The organism is Thioclava sp. JE_KL1 (assembly GCF_009296265.1).
GTDB lineage: Bacteria > Pseudomonadota > Alphaproteobacteria > Rhodobacterales > Rhodobacteraceae > Thioclava.
In genome coordinates this window covers 56,872-70,449 of sequence record NZ_WBJS01000012.1, presented here as the reverse complement: position 1 = coordinate 70,449, position 13,578 = coordinate 56,872, and the positions used below count along the sequence as shown (strand labels likewise).

Sequence of the window (13,578 nt, the reverse complement as noted above, 5' to 3'; positions counted from 1 at the left end):
GCACCCTCTTTCATCTTCACGAAGAACGGGTTGGTGTCGGTCTTGGTGATCAGGCAGGCGGTGGTTTCCGCCCAAGCGCCCGTCGCCATCAGACCGAGCGCGGTCGCACCGAGAATTGCGGTTTTCTTCATCATGTCAGGTCTCCTCCCAGAAACAATTCAGCCGTCTCTCCGATCGGCTTCGAGGCAAATCATGTGCGAAGACGGGGCGACTCGTCAATAGATAAATCACGTGGATTTATTAATTGACAGAACACCCTCTGGAAGCCGATAAATACTCAGCGTAACTTAAGCGCGAGCAGCCTCGGAGAATGAACTGTGCCCCAGCGCGTGATGGAAATGATCAAGACCGCCCCGGTGAAAATTGGCACGGATCATTCCTCGATGCGCAACCGCAACGAACGGCTGGTGATGTCGCTGATTCGCCGCCGTGGCGCCCTGGCGAAATCAGAGATCGCGCGAATGACGGGCCTCTCGGCGCAGACCGTTTCCGTCATCATGCGTGCGCTCGAAGATGAAGGCTTCCTGCTGCGCTGCGACCCGGTGCGCGGGAAGGTCGGTCAGCCCACGGTTCCGATGCGCCTGAACCCCGAGGGCGCCTATTTTCTGGGCCTGAAGGTCGGACGCCGCCGCAGCGAGGTGATCCTGATCGACATGATGGGCACGCCGATCTCGCGCAGCGTCTCGCGCCACGACTACCCCACCGCCGCCGACACCATCGCCTTCGCCATCGACGCTATCGCGCGGATGGTGACGGAATTGCCCGCCTCGAAACGCGAGCGCATCTCGGGCCTCGGCATCGGCGCGCCGTTCCGGATGTGGGACTGGGGCGTCGCGCTCGGACTGGAAGAAAGCGCGATGGCCGATTGGCGCGAACGCGACATCCGCGCCGAGCTGGAAGCGATCTACCCCTTCCCCGTGGTGCTGGAAAACGACGCCTCCGCCGCTTGTTCGGCTGAGCTGTTGCTGGGCGACCAGACCCTGCCGGACGATTTCCTCTATGCGTTCGTGGGCTTCTTCGTGGGCGGCGGGCTGGTGATGAACGGCTCGCTTGTGACCGGTCCCAACAACAATGCGGGCGCGCTTGCCTCGATGCCGGTGCCCGACGGTCACGGCGGCCAGTGCCAATTGCTCGACGTGGCCTCGCTCTCAGCCATCGAGACGGCCATGGCCGAGCGCGGCCTCAATGCGAGCTTCCTCTGGGAGCGGCGCGATGTGTGGGACCTTCCCGAAGACATCGTCGACGACTGGCTCGCGAAAGCGGCGCGCGGCCTCGCGACTGTCGCCGCCTCGTCGGCAGCGCTGTGCGACCTCGATGCGATCGTGATCGATGGCTGGATGCCAGACGATTTGCGCGCGCGGCTCGTCGCCGCCACCGAAGCGGAACTCGCGAAAATCAACCTCTCGGGCGCGGGCGTTCCGATCGTGCGCGAGGGTCAGGTGGGCCCCGATGCCCGCGCGCTGGGGGCGGCGACCCTGCCGCTGAGCCTGCGTTTCTTGACCGAGATCGACCTGCCCGATCAGGCCGACTGACCCGGCGCGGCGAAGCGCAGCGACACGATCAGACCGGGCCGATTGTCGGACAGTTCTAGCTCCGCCTCGTGCAGCCCCGCCACCGCATGAACCAGCGCAAGCCCCAGCCCGTTGCCCGGCGTCGTGCGCGAGCGTTCCAGCCGATAAAGCCTGCGCAGAACCTTCTCGCGCTCGGCCTCGGGAATGCCGGGGCCATGATCCGCCACGCTGAGAATGATCGCGCCGCGTTCGCGCGACAGACTCACCGCGATCTTCGGCGCGGGCCCGCCATGGCGGATCGCGTTCTCGATCAGGTTCGACAGCATCTGCCCCAGCAGCCCCCGGTCGCCATGCACGATTAGCGGCGCATCGGGCCGTTGCAGGGTCAGTGCCCCGCCCGCCTCTTCGGCGCTCGCCTCGTAAAGCTCGGTGATATCGGCCGCGAGCGCGCCCAGATCGACCCGCGCGAACCGCGCCTTGGGGCTGCCGCCTTCGATCTGCGCAATCCGCAGGAGAGAATGGAACACGGCCACCGCGCGTTCGGCCTCGGTGCCTGCCTGCTCGGCCAGCGCCCGGGGCGGCGTGTCCTCGGGCAAAGCCTCTTGCAGCTCCGAGAGCAGCACGGAGATCCGCTGCATCGGCGTCTTCAGATCATGGGCGATATCGGCGGAGACCTGACGCAACGCCGCCACCGTCGCCTCCTGCGTTTCGGCCATCACGTTCAGCCGCGCTCCGATCCGCGCGAGGTCGTCGCCCTTCCGAGCCTTCACCTCGTCGCGCGGCACCCGCGCCTCCAGCCGCCCCTCGGTCAGATCGTCGAGCGTCTCTTCGATCGCGCTCACCCGCTTGCGCGCCCGCATCCCGACCCAAGCGCCATAGGCCGCAGAGACCAGCAGCGACGGCACAAAGGAGAAGACGAGGATCGCGAGGAAGGTCGAGGTCAGTTCCGCAATCGGCGCGCGACTTTCGCCGATCACCAGCAAGCCGCCCGCGAGCGGCATGGTCAGCGTGAAATAGCCATGTTTCGAGAGCGGCGCATATTCGGGATGACGCGAGATGACCCAGCGGTCGCCCTGATGCGTGACCCGCACATTGCCGACCTGCCGCCCGTCCGACATCACGAAGGCGATGGCGCGCTCGGACGGGTCCGAGGCCCGCGCCTCCGCCGAGACGATCACCGAAAGCGTCTCGGGATTGGCGGCCACCTGAAACACCGCAGTCTGCTGCTTGAGATCGGCGCGGATCGAATCCTCGGTCGAGGAGCGCAGCGCGACATAGGCGAAGCCCAGCGTCACCAGAAGGATCGCGAAGACGATCCCCATCAGCCCCAGCGCCTGCCGCAGCGGCGTCGAGGCAAGGATTTCTGCGCGGTTCAGACGTGCCTTCATCAGCCCTCGATCCGGTAGCCCGCGCCGCGCACAGTGTGGATGAGGTCACGCTCGAACGGTTTGTCGACCTTGTTCCGGAGCCGCGAGATATGGGTTTCCACGACATTGGTCTGCGGGTCGAAATTCAGATCCCAAACGCCCTCCAGCAGCATCGTCCGGGTCTGCACCCGGCCCTTGCGGCGCAGCAGGAATTCCAGAAGCGAGAACTCCCGCGGCAGAAGGTCGATTTCCTGCCCGCCGCGCGTCACCTTGCGCGCGATCAGGTCCACCTTCAGATCGCCCGCCTCGAGCATCACCTGCTCCGACTGCGCCTGCGGACGGCGCGCCAGTGCGGCAAGCCGCGCCGAGAGCTCGCCGAAGGCGAAGGGTTTCACGAGGTAATCGTCCGCGCCTGCGTTGAGCCCCTCGATCCGGTCATCCACCCCACCGATCGCGGTCAGGAAGATGATCGGCGTCGTGACCTTCGCCGCCCGGATCGCGCGGGTGATCGAAAGACCGTCCAGTTCGGGCAGCATCCGGTCGATGATCATCACGTCATAGGTCCCGCCCAGTGCCTGGGTCAGCCCGTCGCGGCCATTCGCGAGATGGTCGACCGTATGGCCCTCTTCGCGCAGGCCCCGCAGCACGTAATCGGCGGTGGTCGCGTCGTCTTCGATCAACAGCAGTTTCATCGCACTCGCTTTCTCGGTTCGCGACATATGTGGCCGATGCCACCGCACAAGTCACGCACCCCTCCCCTAAAGGTGAAAAGGATAACAGCTCTGCAATCTTCCCGCAGAGTCCCTGACAGGCTAGGCCCTCACATAGGGTGCATACCTGTCAACAAGGAGAGAAACATGCAGGACTTCCGCAAAGCCCCCCTGCTGCGCACCCTCGCCACCACCGCCATGCTCGGCGCAGGCGCCGTTGCGACGAGCGGTCTGGCACTGGTCCCGAACGTGGCCGCCGCCGAAACTTTCACCAACACCGTCGATCTGGTGAAGAAGGTGATGCCCGCCGTGGTCACCATCGAGATCAAGAAGCAGGCCAACGATCAGGAAATGGCCCAGATGGGGATGCCGCAGGATTTCCCCTTCGAGTTCTTCCAGCGTCGTTTCGGCATGCCCGACATGGGTCCGGGTCCAAACGGTCAGGGCCAGCAGATGCAACGTCCTGAGATCACCGGCCTCGGCACCGGCTTCATCATCCAGAAAGACGGCCATATTGTCACCAACGCGCATGTCGTCGACGGCGCCGAGAGCGTGAAGGTCACCTTCTCCGACGGCTCGACCGCGGATGCGAAAGTGATCGGCGAAGACAAGGCTACCGATATCGCCGTGGTCAAGGTCGATACCGACAAGGACCTGCCGACCGTGGGCTTCGGCGACAGCCAGACCGCACAGGTCGGCGAGCCCGTCGTGGCGATCGGCAACCCGTTCGGCCTTGGCACCTCCGTTTCGACCGGCATCGTCTCGGCCAAGGGTCGCGACTTGAAATCGGGCCCGTTCGATAACTACATCCAGACCGATGCAGCCATCAACAAAGGCAACTCGGGTGGCCCGCTCTTTGATGCCCAAGGCGAAGTGATCGGCATGAACACCGCGATCCTGTCGCCCACCGGCGGCTCCGTCGGAATCGGTTTCTCGGTGCCCTCCGACACGATCAAGGGCGTCGTCGCCGATCTGCAGAACGACGGCACCGTCAAGCGCGGCTTCCTCGGCGTGCAGATCCAGCCGGTCAGCGAGGACATCGCGGCGGCGCTGGGTCTCGACAAGCCCGAAGGCGTGCTCGTGGCCGATGTGTCGTCCGATACGCCCGCGAAGAAAGCTGGCCTGAAGCGCGGCGACATCATCGTCGGCGTCGATGGCAAGCCGATGAAAGAGCCCCGCGATCTGACCCGTGCGATCGGGTCCGACGCGCCGGGCACCGAAGTGCAGCTCTCGCTGCTGCGCGCGAACAAGCCGCTCACGCTCTCCGTCACTCTTGATGAGCGGCCCACCGAGAAGACCAAGTCGTAATACTTGACGTCTATCGGTTAGAAGGCACGCCCGGAGCATCTGCTTCGGGCGTGACTTTTATTTTGAAGGGTCAGTTTGCGCTGTCGGGCGCGGGAGTCGGCGCGTTCTCGGGCGCAGCTTCAGCGGGCGGCGCGATCGTCTCCGCCACCTGATAAAGCCGCCAGTCATCCTGCCGGAAATGCCGCTCCGCGATCTGGCTGAGACCGTCGGCGCCCTCGATCGGCTTCGCTGCGAGGATCAGACCGCCGGGATGATCCGCCATCCAGCGCCCCAGATCGGCGCTGTTGTCGAGCACCGTCACGGGTTTCTCAAGCCGCGCGACGAACGAGAACTGTCCCGCATAGCCGCGATCGGTGGTGGCCACGCCATTCTCGGAATGCGCGGCAATCAGGCTCGCGATCGGGGCCGGATCGTAGACTTTCCAAAGGATCGGCCAGACCATGATCTGAATGGCGATCAGCACGAGCGGTGCGACGAAGGCCTCGGCGAACCAGCCCTGCCGCGCTTTCAGCACGATCAGCGCACCACCCACGAGAAGCGCCACACCCGCGATCACGAAGAGCCACGAGCCGGTGCCCTCGGGCAGATCCGGGAACGCCCCGAAATGCACCGATGCGGCAGCGATCGCCGTCGCCACGCCGGGCAGAAGCCACAGCAGGCGCAGCCAGCGCATCCGGCGCTCCGCCGTGGGCAGCAGCCCCGACAGGATCAGCGCCAGCGCGGGCAGCTCCGGCACGAGGTAATGCGCCTGTTTACCCGAAATCAGCGAGAAGGCGACAAAGGCGGTGACGAACCAGACCGTCGCCAACCGCGAACCCGCATCCTCCCAAAGCCGCGAGGGTTTGAACGTGGCCAGCCCCGCGCGGCTCCAGCCCCACGGCCAGAGGAAAAACGGCAGCAGCGCCACGAAGAACCAGACGGGGCGGCCATGGGCGAAGCTTTCCACCATCCGCCCGGCGCTTTGCTTCCACAGGATCTGCTCGCGATATTCCGCCCCGCCGAAGATGATCGCCGGGCCCAGCCACAGCAGCACGATGCCGAACCCGATCAGGAAACCGATCCCGATCCGCGCATACCATTGCTTGAGCGCGGGCCGCTCCGCCCCCGTCGCCCAAAGCGGCATCAAAAGCGCGGTCGGCAGCACATGCACCAGGATCACCGGCCCCTTGGCGAAGACGCCGAAGGCCAACGCGATACCAAGCCCGATCACCGGGGCGAAGCGATCGGTATCGCGCATCGCCCAGACCGCGAGCATCCCCAGAAGCGTCGCCGCCGTCAGCATCGTGTCGAACATCGTCGTGGAGCCGAACAGCAGGAATACCCCGCTCGTGCCGAGGATCAGCGCGGCAAGCCCGGCACGCTCGGGCTCTTCCGGCCAGAGCCTGCGCGCGAGAATCGCCACCAGCCCGACCGACAGCAGCCCGAAAGCGGGCGCGACCAGCCGCGCCGCCCATTCGCTGGGGCCCGTGACGCTCCAGACGATATTGATGAGCCAGAACAGAAGCGGCGGCTTGTCGGAATAGATCGCCCCGTTGAGATGCGGCACCAGCTTGGAGCCGCCCTGCCACATCTCCCAGGCGACGGTGACATAGCGCGTCTCGTCGATCGCCATTAGCGGGCGCATGACCATCAACACCACCGCGCTCAGCGCGAAAAGGAAAAGCGCCCCGATCAGGGGAACGCGCCAAGCGGTCGAACTCATAGGCGTGTCTTTCTGTCGTCTGTGTCGAAGGGTTCCATATTGCTTGACCCCCGAATGACCTCGCATGTCAAGCCACACGACCATCACGGCTTCAGGATACGGGCTCAAAACTAATTAAGAAAAACTTGGAACTGCCCGGAGCGGGGCGACGTTGGATGTCCGAAGATACAGAAGGGAGACACGTACCATGAAGAAGATGTTCCTCATCCTGCCGCTCAGCGCCACCGTTGCTGTTGCAGGCTGCCAGATGTCGCAACAAGACCGCGCTGCCGCGACCGGCGGTGTTGCCGGTGCCGCTATCGGCGCTGCTGTTTCGGATGACGGCGACCGCGTGCAGAACGCCGCGATCGGCGGCGCAGTCGGCACCGTTGCCGGCGCTCTGATCGGCAAAGCCAACCAGCCGGGTCAGTGCCGCTATCGCGACTCCTATGGCCGCGAGTACATCGCGCCCTGCTAAGGCCCCGCCACAGGTAACCTCGAAAACCGTTCGGACCCTCATCCGAACGGTTTTTTCATGCGCGCATGGCGGGATGTCCCGCAGACGTGACAAGCGCGGATTGTCGCACGCCATTGCCGCAGACCCTCTGCCCGGCTATCTCCACAGCCAAGCGCGACAGAGAAAAAGACCCCACAATCCCTATGACAGACGCCACGACCGAAGCGCCGAAGCCGAAAGCCGTTCTGGCCCGTATCGCTCAGCCGGTGGCGGGGAAGTTGAAGCTCGCCGGGTGGCTCGGCGTAGCCTCGGCGCTGATCTGGCCCGCGCAGGCCGCTCTGATCGGTTTGGTCCTTGGCAATCTGGTCGCGCCCGGGGTTAGCCCCGCGCTTTCGCCGCTTGCCGGGGCCGCGGGTTTCGTGGCGCTGGCGCTCGTGCGGATTGCGCTCGACTGGGTTTCGCAGAAACTTTCCGCCGATGCCGCCGAGGTCGTGCTGCGCGAGAGCCGCGAGACACTGATCCGAAAGGCGCTGCGTCAGGCCAGCGGGGCCGCCGCGCTGTCGCCTGCGGAACTGGCCTCGCTCTCGGCGGAGAAGCTCGGCGCACTCGGGCCCTGGGCCACGCGCTACCAGCCCGCCTTCCTGCGCGCCCGGATCATCCCCCTCGCCTTCATCCTGCTCGCCGCCACGCAAAGCTGGGCGGTCGCGGGCATCTTGCTGATTGCGGGGCCGCTGATCCCGCTCTTCATGGCACTTGTGGGCATGGCCGCGCAGGACGCCTCGGAAAAGCAGATGGTCGAGATCGGCTCCCTGAACCGCCTGCTGATCGACCGGATCGCCGCGATCACCGACCTGCGGCTTCTGGGCGCGGAGGCCCGTTCGCGCGCCGATCTGGAGACCAAATCCGAAGACCTCCGCGTCCGCACGATGGCGGTTCTGCGGGTGGCCTTCCTCTCCTCGACGCTTCTGGAACTGTTCGCCGCGATCGGCGTGGCGCTGGTCGCGGTCTATGTCGGCTTCTCGCTGATCGGCTGGATGAACTTCGGGACTTGGGGCAGCAAGATGACCCCGGCCGAGGGGATTTTCCTGCTGATGATCGCGCCCGAATTCTTCCAGCCGCTGCGCGATCTGGCAGCGGCGTGGCATGACCGAGCCGCCGCGCTTGCCGTGGCCTCCGAGCTGGAGACGACCGAGACTGCCATCGCCAAGGCAAACACACTGATGGGCACCGGGGGCGAAGGCACGGCGCCGCAGCTTGGGCCGCTGCACTGGCACGGTCTGCAAATCCGCCCCGGCGAGGCCGCCGATCCGATCCCCCTGCCCGATGGCGACATCGCGCCGGGCGAGGCGGTGGCGATCACCGGGCCGTCGGGCGCAGGCAAGACGACGCTTCTGACCGCGCTGGTCGGGCTGATCCACCCCGAGGCCGGGGAGATCACGCTGGGCGACACCGCGCTGACCGAGCAAAACGCCGATGACTGGCGCGCGGCCTTCGGCTGGATTCCGCAAAGCCCGCGATTCGCCGATGCGAGCCTGCGCGAGCTGATCACGCTGAACCGTCCCGGCGATCTCGATGCGGCGCTGGACGCCGCGCAGGCCACCGAGGTCGTCGCGGGCCTTCCCGGCGGGCTCGACGCCCGGCTGGGCGATATGGGCGGCGGCGTCTCGGGTGGCGAGGCGCGGCGCCTGCTGATCGCGCGAGCCCATTACGCGGGCCGCCCGATCGTGCTGGCGGACGAACCGACCGCCGATCTCGATGCCGAGACGGGCGCCAAGGTGATCGCGGCGCTGCTGGCGCTGCGCGCAAATGGCACCACCTTGATCGTCGCGAGCCACGACCCCGCCCTCGTTGCCGCGATGGACCGTCAGATCGACTTGGAGGGCGCAGCATGAAGACGCTTCTGACCCTCACCGCCCGCCTAATCGCCGATCAGAAATGGGCCTTCAGCCGAGGCCTCGCGCTGTCCTTCCTCGTGCTTGCGATGGGGGCAGCGCTGCTCGGCCTGTCGGGCTGGTTCATCACCGCCTCGGCCTTGGCCGGGATCACGGGGCTGGGCCTCAACTTCAATTTCTTCACCCCCTCGGCAGGCGTGCGCGGGCTGGCTTTGGGCCGCGCGGTCTCGCGCTATGGCGAGCGGTTGCTGACCCATGACGCCACGCTGCGCGCGCTGGCAAAGCTGCGCATCGACCTGATGGATGGCGTCTCCCGCCGTCCGCATGAAGAGCAGGCACGGCTGCGCGGTGCGCAGGCGCTGAACCGGATCACCTCGGATGTGGACGCGCTGGACGGCGTGCTTCTGCGACTGGTGATCCCCTTCCTCGCAGGCGGCATGGTGCAGATCGCGGCGCTTCTGATGCTGTGGTGGCTCGAAGGGCTGCCGATCGGTCTGGCGGTCTTCCTGATCTACCTGCTGGGCGGCGGGCTCGGCCTGATCTGGGTAGCCCGCGCCGCCCGCCACGATGCCCGCGCCGCCGAGACCGCGCTGCAAAACATCCGCCGCCGCGCGCTGGAAACCATGCGTGCGCGCGCTGATTTGGCCGTGGCCGGACAGTTGGAGGCTGCCACGGCGCAGACCTTGGCCGAGGTCGAAGCCGAGGCGCTCGCACGGCGCAATCTCGAGGCGCTCGACCGGCGCGTGGGGGCCGTAATCTCGGCCACCACCGCGCTTGCCGGAGCCGCCGCTCTGGCCATCGCCGGGCAGATGGCGCTGGCAGGGCAGATCACGCCCGCCCGCGCTGCGATGGGCCTGTTCGTCGCACTGGCGCTGGCCGAGTCGCTGATGCTGCTCCGTCGCGGCATGGCCGAGATCGGACGGATGCAGGAGGCGGGCGCGCGGGTCATGGACCTGACCGATACGCCGGCACGCGCCCAGCCCGACGGCCACGCCCCCACCGATATGGACGCCCCGCTGATCGAGTCGCGCAACGTGGCCTTCACCCGTGCCAAGAGCGCCGCGCCGCTCTTTTCCGATCTGACCTTTAGCCTCGCGCGTGGCGAGACGGTGATGCTTGCCGGACCTTCGGGCGCGGGGAAATCCACCGCGCTCGCCGTGCTGTCCGGTCTTCTCAAGCCCTCCGGTGGCGAGGTCACGGTGAAGGGCCGCGCGCTGGCCGACTGGCCGGAGGGCGACCTGCGCGATGTGCTCACCATGGTCCCGCAGCGCAGCCAGCTGATCGGCGGCACCATCGCCGAGAACCTCGCGCTCGCCCTGCCGCCCGAAGCGCAGCTCGACGAAGACGCGGCTTGGGCCGCGCTGCGCGCCGTCGCGCTCGATGAGGTGATCGCTGCGCGCGGCGGTCTCGAGGCCCGACTCGGCGAAGGCGGCACCGGTCTTTCGGGCGGTCAGACGAAACGTCTGGCATTGGCCCGTGCGGCTTTGCGCCAGCCCGACATCCTGCTGCTGGACGAGCCGACCGAGGGGCTCGACGCCCCAACGGCCGCCGCGACTCTCTCCGGATTGCGCGCGCTTTTGCCCAACGCAGGCTTCCTTCTGGTCTCTCACCGCCAGCCCGATCAGAGCGCCGCCACGGGTACAATCGCGCTCAAATGACGCACGACCTGCGACGATAAGTCACTAAAATCGTGTGACATATTGTCGCTCACCCCTGTTCACGTCTCCGTGCGACACATCGTCAATTTGATTTGGCTCAATGTCAGGCGCAGACCGCCCGCCCATAAGCTGCATCCAGGAATAATATTTCCGAGAAACTCGGCTTTTGGCGAGGTCGGGTGCAAGTAGGGAAACGGAGAACGAGAATGGATTTCGGGATCGTTGAGCTGTCACGGCTGCAATTTGCCATGACCGCCATGTATCACTTCCTCTTCGTGCCGCTGACGCTTGGTCTGTCGATCATCGTGGCGATCATGGAGACGGTCTATGTGATGACCAACCGCCCCATCTGGCGGCAAATGACCAAGTTCTGGGCCACGCTGTTCGGCATCAATTTCGTGCTGGGCGTGGCCACGGGCCTCACGATGGAATTCCAGTTCGGCATGAACTGGAGCTACTATTCGCATTACGTCGGCGACATCTTCGGCGCACCGCTCGCGATCGAGGGCCTGATGGCCTTCTTCATGGAAGCGACTTTCGTCGGGTTGATGTTCTTCGGCTGGGAGAAGCTCTCGCCGGTCAAGCACATGGTCGTCACTTGGCTCGTCGCCATCGGGTCGAACTTCTCGGCGCTCTGGATCCTCATCGCCAATGGCTGGATGCAGAACCCGGTCGGGGCACATTTCAATCCGCTGACGATGCGGATGGAGATGACCTCCTTCTTCGACGTCGTGTTCAACCCCGTCGCGCAGGCCAAGTTCGTGCACACGGTGTCGGCTGGCTATGTCACGGCGGCTGTCTTCGTGATGGGCGTGTCGAGTTGGTACATGCTCAAGGGCCGTCATTTCGAACTCGCCCGCCGCTCTATCGCGGTCGCGGCCGCCTTCGGTCTCGCCTCGGCCCTGTCGGTCGTCATCCTCGGCGACGAGTCGGGCTACGAGACGACTCACAACCAGAAAATGAAGCTCGCCGCGATGGAAGCAATGTGGGAGACCGAACCGGCCCCCGCCTCCTTCACCCTCTTCGGCATCCCCGACCAGCAAGATCGCGAGACCAAATACGCGATCCACATCCCGTGGGTGATGGGCCTGATCGGCACCCGCTCGCTGACCGAGCAGATCACCGGGATCGACGAGCTCGTGAAAGGCTCGGAAGAGCGGATTCGCAACGGTATCGTCGCCTATGACGACCTGCTGAAGATCCGCGAAGCCAAGGGCGATGTCCCGCCCGAAGTCACCAAGCAGTTCAACGAAAACGTCGGCGATCTGGGCTACGCCTATCTGCTCAAACGCTACGTGGACGATCCGCGACAGGCGACCGATGCGCAGATCAAGATGGCCGCGGATGACACCGTTCCGACGGTCTGGCCGATCTTCTGGTCCTTCCGTCTGATGGTGGCGCTTGGCTTCTCCTTCATCGCGCTGATGGTCTACTTCTTCGTCGTCTCGAACTGGAAGGGCATGCAATATCCGCGTTGGGCGCTGCGTCTGGCCGTGATCGTCATCCCCGCCCCGTGGATCGCCGCGGAACTGGGCTGGTTCACCGCCGAGTTCGGACGCCAACCCTGGACGGTGGACGGCGTTTTGCCGACGGCACTCTCGGTCAGTCACCTGTCGGTGGGCGACCTGCTGTTCACCCTGCTGGGCTTCGTGGCCTTCTACACCGTGCTCTTCGTCATCGAGATGGGCCTTATGATCAAATACATCAAAAAAGGCCCGTATCAGGATGTCGAGGTCACTCAAGAGTGGCTGCAGCGCCATGACGACCGCCTGTCCGGTCGCGACGGCAACGCCCCTGTCACCATGCCTGCGGAGTAAGAACCAATGATCCTCTATGAACTCATCCCCCTCGACGTTCTGCGCGTCATCTGGTGGCTGCTGCTGGGCGTCCTGCTGATCGGCTTCGCGCTCACCGACGGCTTCGATATGGGCGTGGGGGCCCTCCTGCCCTTCGTCGGCAAGACCGATAGCGAGCGCCGCGTGGCGATCAACACGGTCGGCCCGGTCTGGGAAGGCAACCAGGTCTGGTTCATCCTCGGCGGGGGCGCGATCTTCGCGGCCTGGCCACCCCTCTATGCGGTGAGCTTCTCGGGGTTCTACCTCGCGATGTTCCTCGTGCTCGCGGCGCTGATCCTGCGTCCGGTCGCCTTCAAGTATCGCTCGAAGCGCGACTCGGCTGCTTGGCGCAACGGCTGGGACTGGGCGCTCTTCGTGGGCGGCGCGGTGCCGGCACTGATCTTCGGCGTCGCCATGGGCAACGTGCTGCAAGGCGTGCCCTTCGAGCTCAACGACATGCTGATGCCGCTCTATCCGGGCAACTTCATCATGAAGCTGCTGGGCCTTCTGAACCCCTACGCGCTGCTGGCTGGCGTGGTGTCTCTGTCGATGCTGATGATGCATGGCGCGGCGTGGCTTTCGGTGAAAACCGAAGGCGCGGTGAAGGTTCGCGCGACCGAAATCGGCTCCGTTGCGGGCATGGTGGCCTTCGCAGCCTATATCCTCGCGGGGATCTGGCTCGCCTTCGGGATCACGGGCTACCACATCACCTCGGTCGTGCCGGACAACGGCCCCTCCAACCCGCTCTTCTCGACGGTCGAGCATAGCGGGAGCTGGATGCAGGCCTATGCGGACCGCCCCTGGATCGCGATTGCGCCGATCCTCGGCCTCGCGGGTATCGCAATGGCGGTACGGGGGCTGCGCGCCGGGCGCGAAGTCTCGACGCTGCTCTGGTCGAAACTGGGCATCTTCGGCGTGATCTCCTCGGTCGGCCTGACGATGTTCCCCTTCATCCTGCCGAGCTCGAAAATGCCCGACGCTTCGCTGACGGTCTGGGACGCTTCGTCCTCGCACCAGACGCTCTTCATCATGCTTGTCTGCGCGCTCATCTTCATGCCGCTCATCCTCGCCTATACCGCATGGGTCTATAAGGTCCTGTGGGGCAAGGTGACGGTCGAAGACGTCGAGCGCGACAGCCATACCGTTTACTAAGGAGACA

10 protein-coding genes and 1 pseudogene are annotated in these 13,578 nt (G+C 65.4%); 7 read left to right on the top strand and 4 right to left on the bottom strand.

The features are described 5' to 3' along the window. Positions 1 to 131 (bottom strand): annotated as a pseudogene (locus F8R15_RS21825) (sugar ABC transporter substrate-binding protein); the annotation flags it as partial. A 186-nt stretch (positions 132 to 317) separates the two neighbouring features. Between F8R15_RS21825 and F8R15_RS18205 the strand changes: the two are divergent. After that, a complete protein-coding gene (locus F8R15_RS18205) occupies positions 318 to 1,532 on the top strand; it encodes an ROK family protein (RefSeq protein WP_368731094.1) in 1,215 nt (404 codons plus the stop codon). On the opposite strand, the gene F8R15_RS18200 is transcribed toward F8R15_RS18205, so the two are convergent. Further along, positions 1,520 to 2,899 (bottom strand): HAMP domain-containing sensor histidine kinase, encoded by a 1,380-nt coding sequence (locus F8R15_RS18200; protein ID WP_152845525.1) that lies wholly within the window; start codon positions 2,897 to 2,899, stop codon positions 1,520 to 1,522. The genes F8R15_RS18205 and F8R15_RS18200 overlap by 13 nt on opposite strands. Beyond that, positions 2,899 to 3,570 (bottom strand): response regulator transcription factor, encoded by a 672-nt coding sequence (locus F8R15_RS18195; protein WP_152845524.1) that lies wholly within the window; start codon positions 3,568 to 3,570, stop codon positions 2,899 to 2,901. Before F8R15_RS18195 ends, F8R15_RS18200 begins: the two co-directional genes overlap by 1 nt. Positions 3,571 to 3,735: 165 nt before the next feature. Here F8R15_RS18195 and F8R15_RS18190 point away from each other — a divergent pair, with 165 nt between their 5' ends. Then, entirely contained in the window at positions 3,736 to 4,896 is a 1,161-nt protein-coding gene (locus F8R15_RS18190) for a Do family serine endopeptidase (RefSeq protein ID WP_078549381.1), read from the top strand. Positions 4,897 to 4,966: 70 nt separating this feature from the next. On the opposite strand, the gene F8R15_RS18185 is transcribed toward F8R15_RS18190, so the two are convergent. Further along, entirely contained in the window at positions 4,967 to 6,598 is a 1,632-nt protein-coding gene (locus F8R15_RS18185; protein WP_172976257.1) for a glycosyltransferase family 39 protein, read from the bottom strand. Positions 6,599 to 6,785: 187 nt separating this feature from the next. On the opposite strand from F8R15_RS18185, the gene F8R15_RS18180 reads away from it, so the two are divergent. From F8R15_RS18180 to cydB, 5 genes are all read left to right on the top strand, one after another. Beyond that, positions 6,786 to 7,055, top strand: coding sequence for a YMGG-like glycine zipper-containing protein (locus F8R15_RS18180; protein ID WP_075776878.1), 270 nt, complete (start codon positions 6,786 to 6,788; stop codon positions 7,053 to 7,055). 182 nt (positions 7,056 to 7,237) lie between these two features. Then, positions 7,238 to 8,926 (top strand): thiol reductant ABC exporter subunit CydD, encoded by a 1,689-nt coding sequence (gene cydD / locus F8R15_RS18175; RefSeq protein WP_152845522.1) that lies wholly within the window; start codon positions 7,238 to 7,240, stop codon positions 8,924 to 8,926. Beyond that, complete coding sequence (locus tag F8R15_RS18170) at positions 8,923 to 10,584, top strand: amino acid ABC transporter ATP-binding/permease protein (protein ID WP_152845521.1); 1,662 nt, start codon at positions 8,923 to 8,925, stop codon at positions 10,582 to 10,584. The genes cydD and F8R15_RS18170 overlap by 4 nt, the downstream gene beginning before the upstream one ends. 206 nt (positions 10,585 to 10,790) lie before the next feature. Then, positions 10,791 to 12,401, top strand: coding sequence for a cytochrome ubiquinol oxidase subunit I (locus F8R15_RS18165; protein ID WP_078521424.1), 1,611 nt, complete (start codon positions 10,791 to 10,793; stop codon positions 12,399 to 12,401). Positions 12,402 to 12,407: 6 nt separating this feature from the next. Then, the gene (gene cydB, locus F8R15_RS18160; RefSeq protein WP_152845520.1) at positions 12,408 to 13,571 is read left to right on the top strand and encodes a cytochrome d ubiquinol oxidase subunit II; all 1,164 of its coding nucleotides are present in this window, start codon (positions 12,408 to 12,410) and stop codon (positions 13,569 to 13,571) included. Positions 13,572 to 13,578: the final 7 nt, after the last annotated feature.

Excerpts from the sequence above, each read along its gene's own strand:
- cydD (WP_152845522.1), top strand. The coding sequence starts at position 7,238 with ATGACAGACGCCACGACCGAAGCGCCGAAGCCGAAAGCCGTTCTGGCC.
- F8R15_RS18185 (WP_172976257.1), bottom strand. The coding sequence starts at position 6,598 with ATGAGTTCGACCGCTTGGCGCGTTCCCCTGATCGGGGCGCTTTTCCTT.
- F8R15_RS18165 (WP_078521424.1), top strand. The coding sequence starts at position 10,791 with ATGGATTTCGGGATCGTTGAGCTGTCACGGCTGCAATTTGCCATGACC.
- F8R15_RS18195 (WP_152845524.1), bottom strand. The coding sequence starts at position 3,570 with ATGAAACTGCTGTTGATCGAAGACGACGCGACCACCGCCGATTACGTG.
- F8R15_RS18190 (WP_078549381.1), top strand. The coding sequence starts at position 3,736 with ATGCAGGACTTCCGCAAAGCCCCCCTGCTGCGCACCCTCGCCACCACC.
- F8R15_RS18200 (WP_152845525.1), bottom strand. The coding sequence starts at position 2,899 with ATGAAGGCACGTCTGAACCGCGCAGAAATCCTTGCCTCGACGCCGCTG.
- cydB (WP_152845520.1), top strand. The coding sequence starts at position 12,408 with ATGATCCTCTATGAACTCATCCCCCTCGACGTTCTGCGCGTCATCTGG.
- F8R15_RS18170 (WP_152845521.1), top strand. The coding sequence starts at position 8,923 with ATGAAGACGCTTCTGACCCTCACCGCCCGCCTAATCGCCGATCAGAAA.
- F8R15_RS18180 (WP_075776878.1), top strand. The coding sequence starts at position 6,786 with ATGAAGAAGATGTTCCTCATCCTGCCGCTCAGCGCCACCGTTGCTGTT.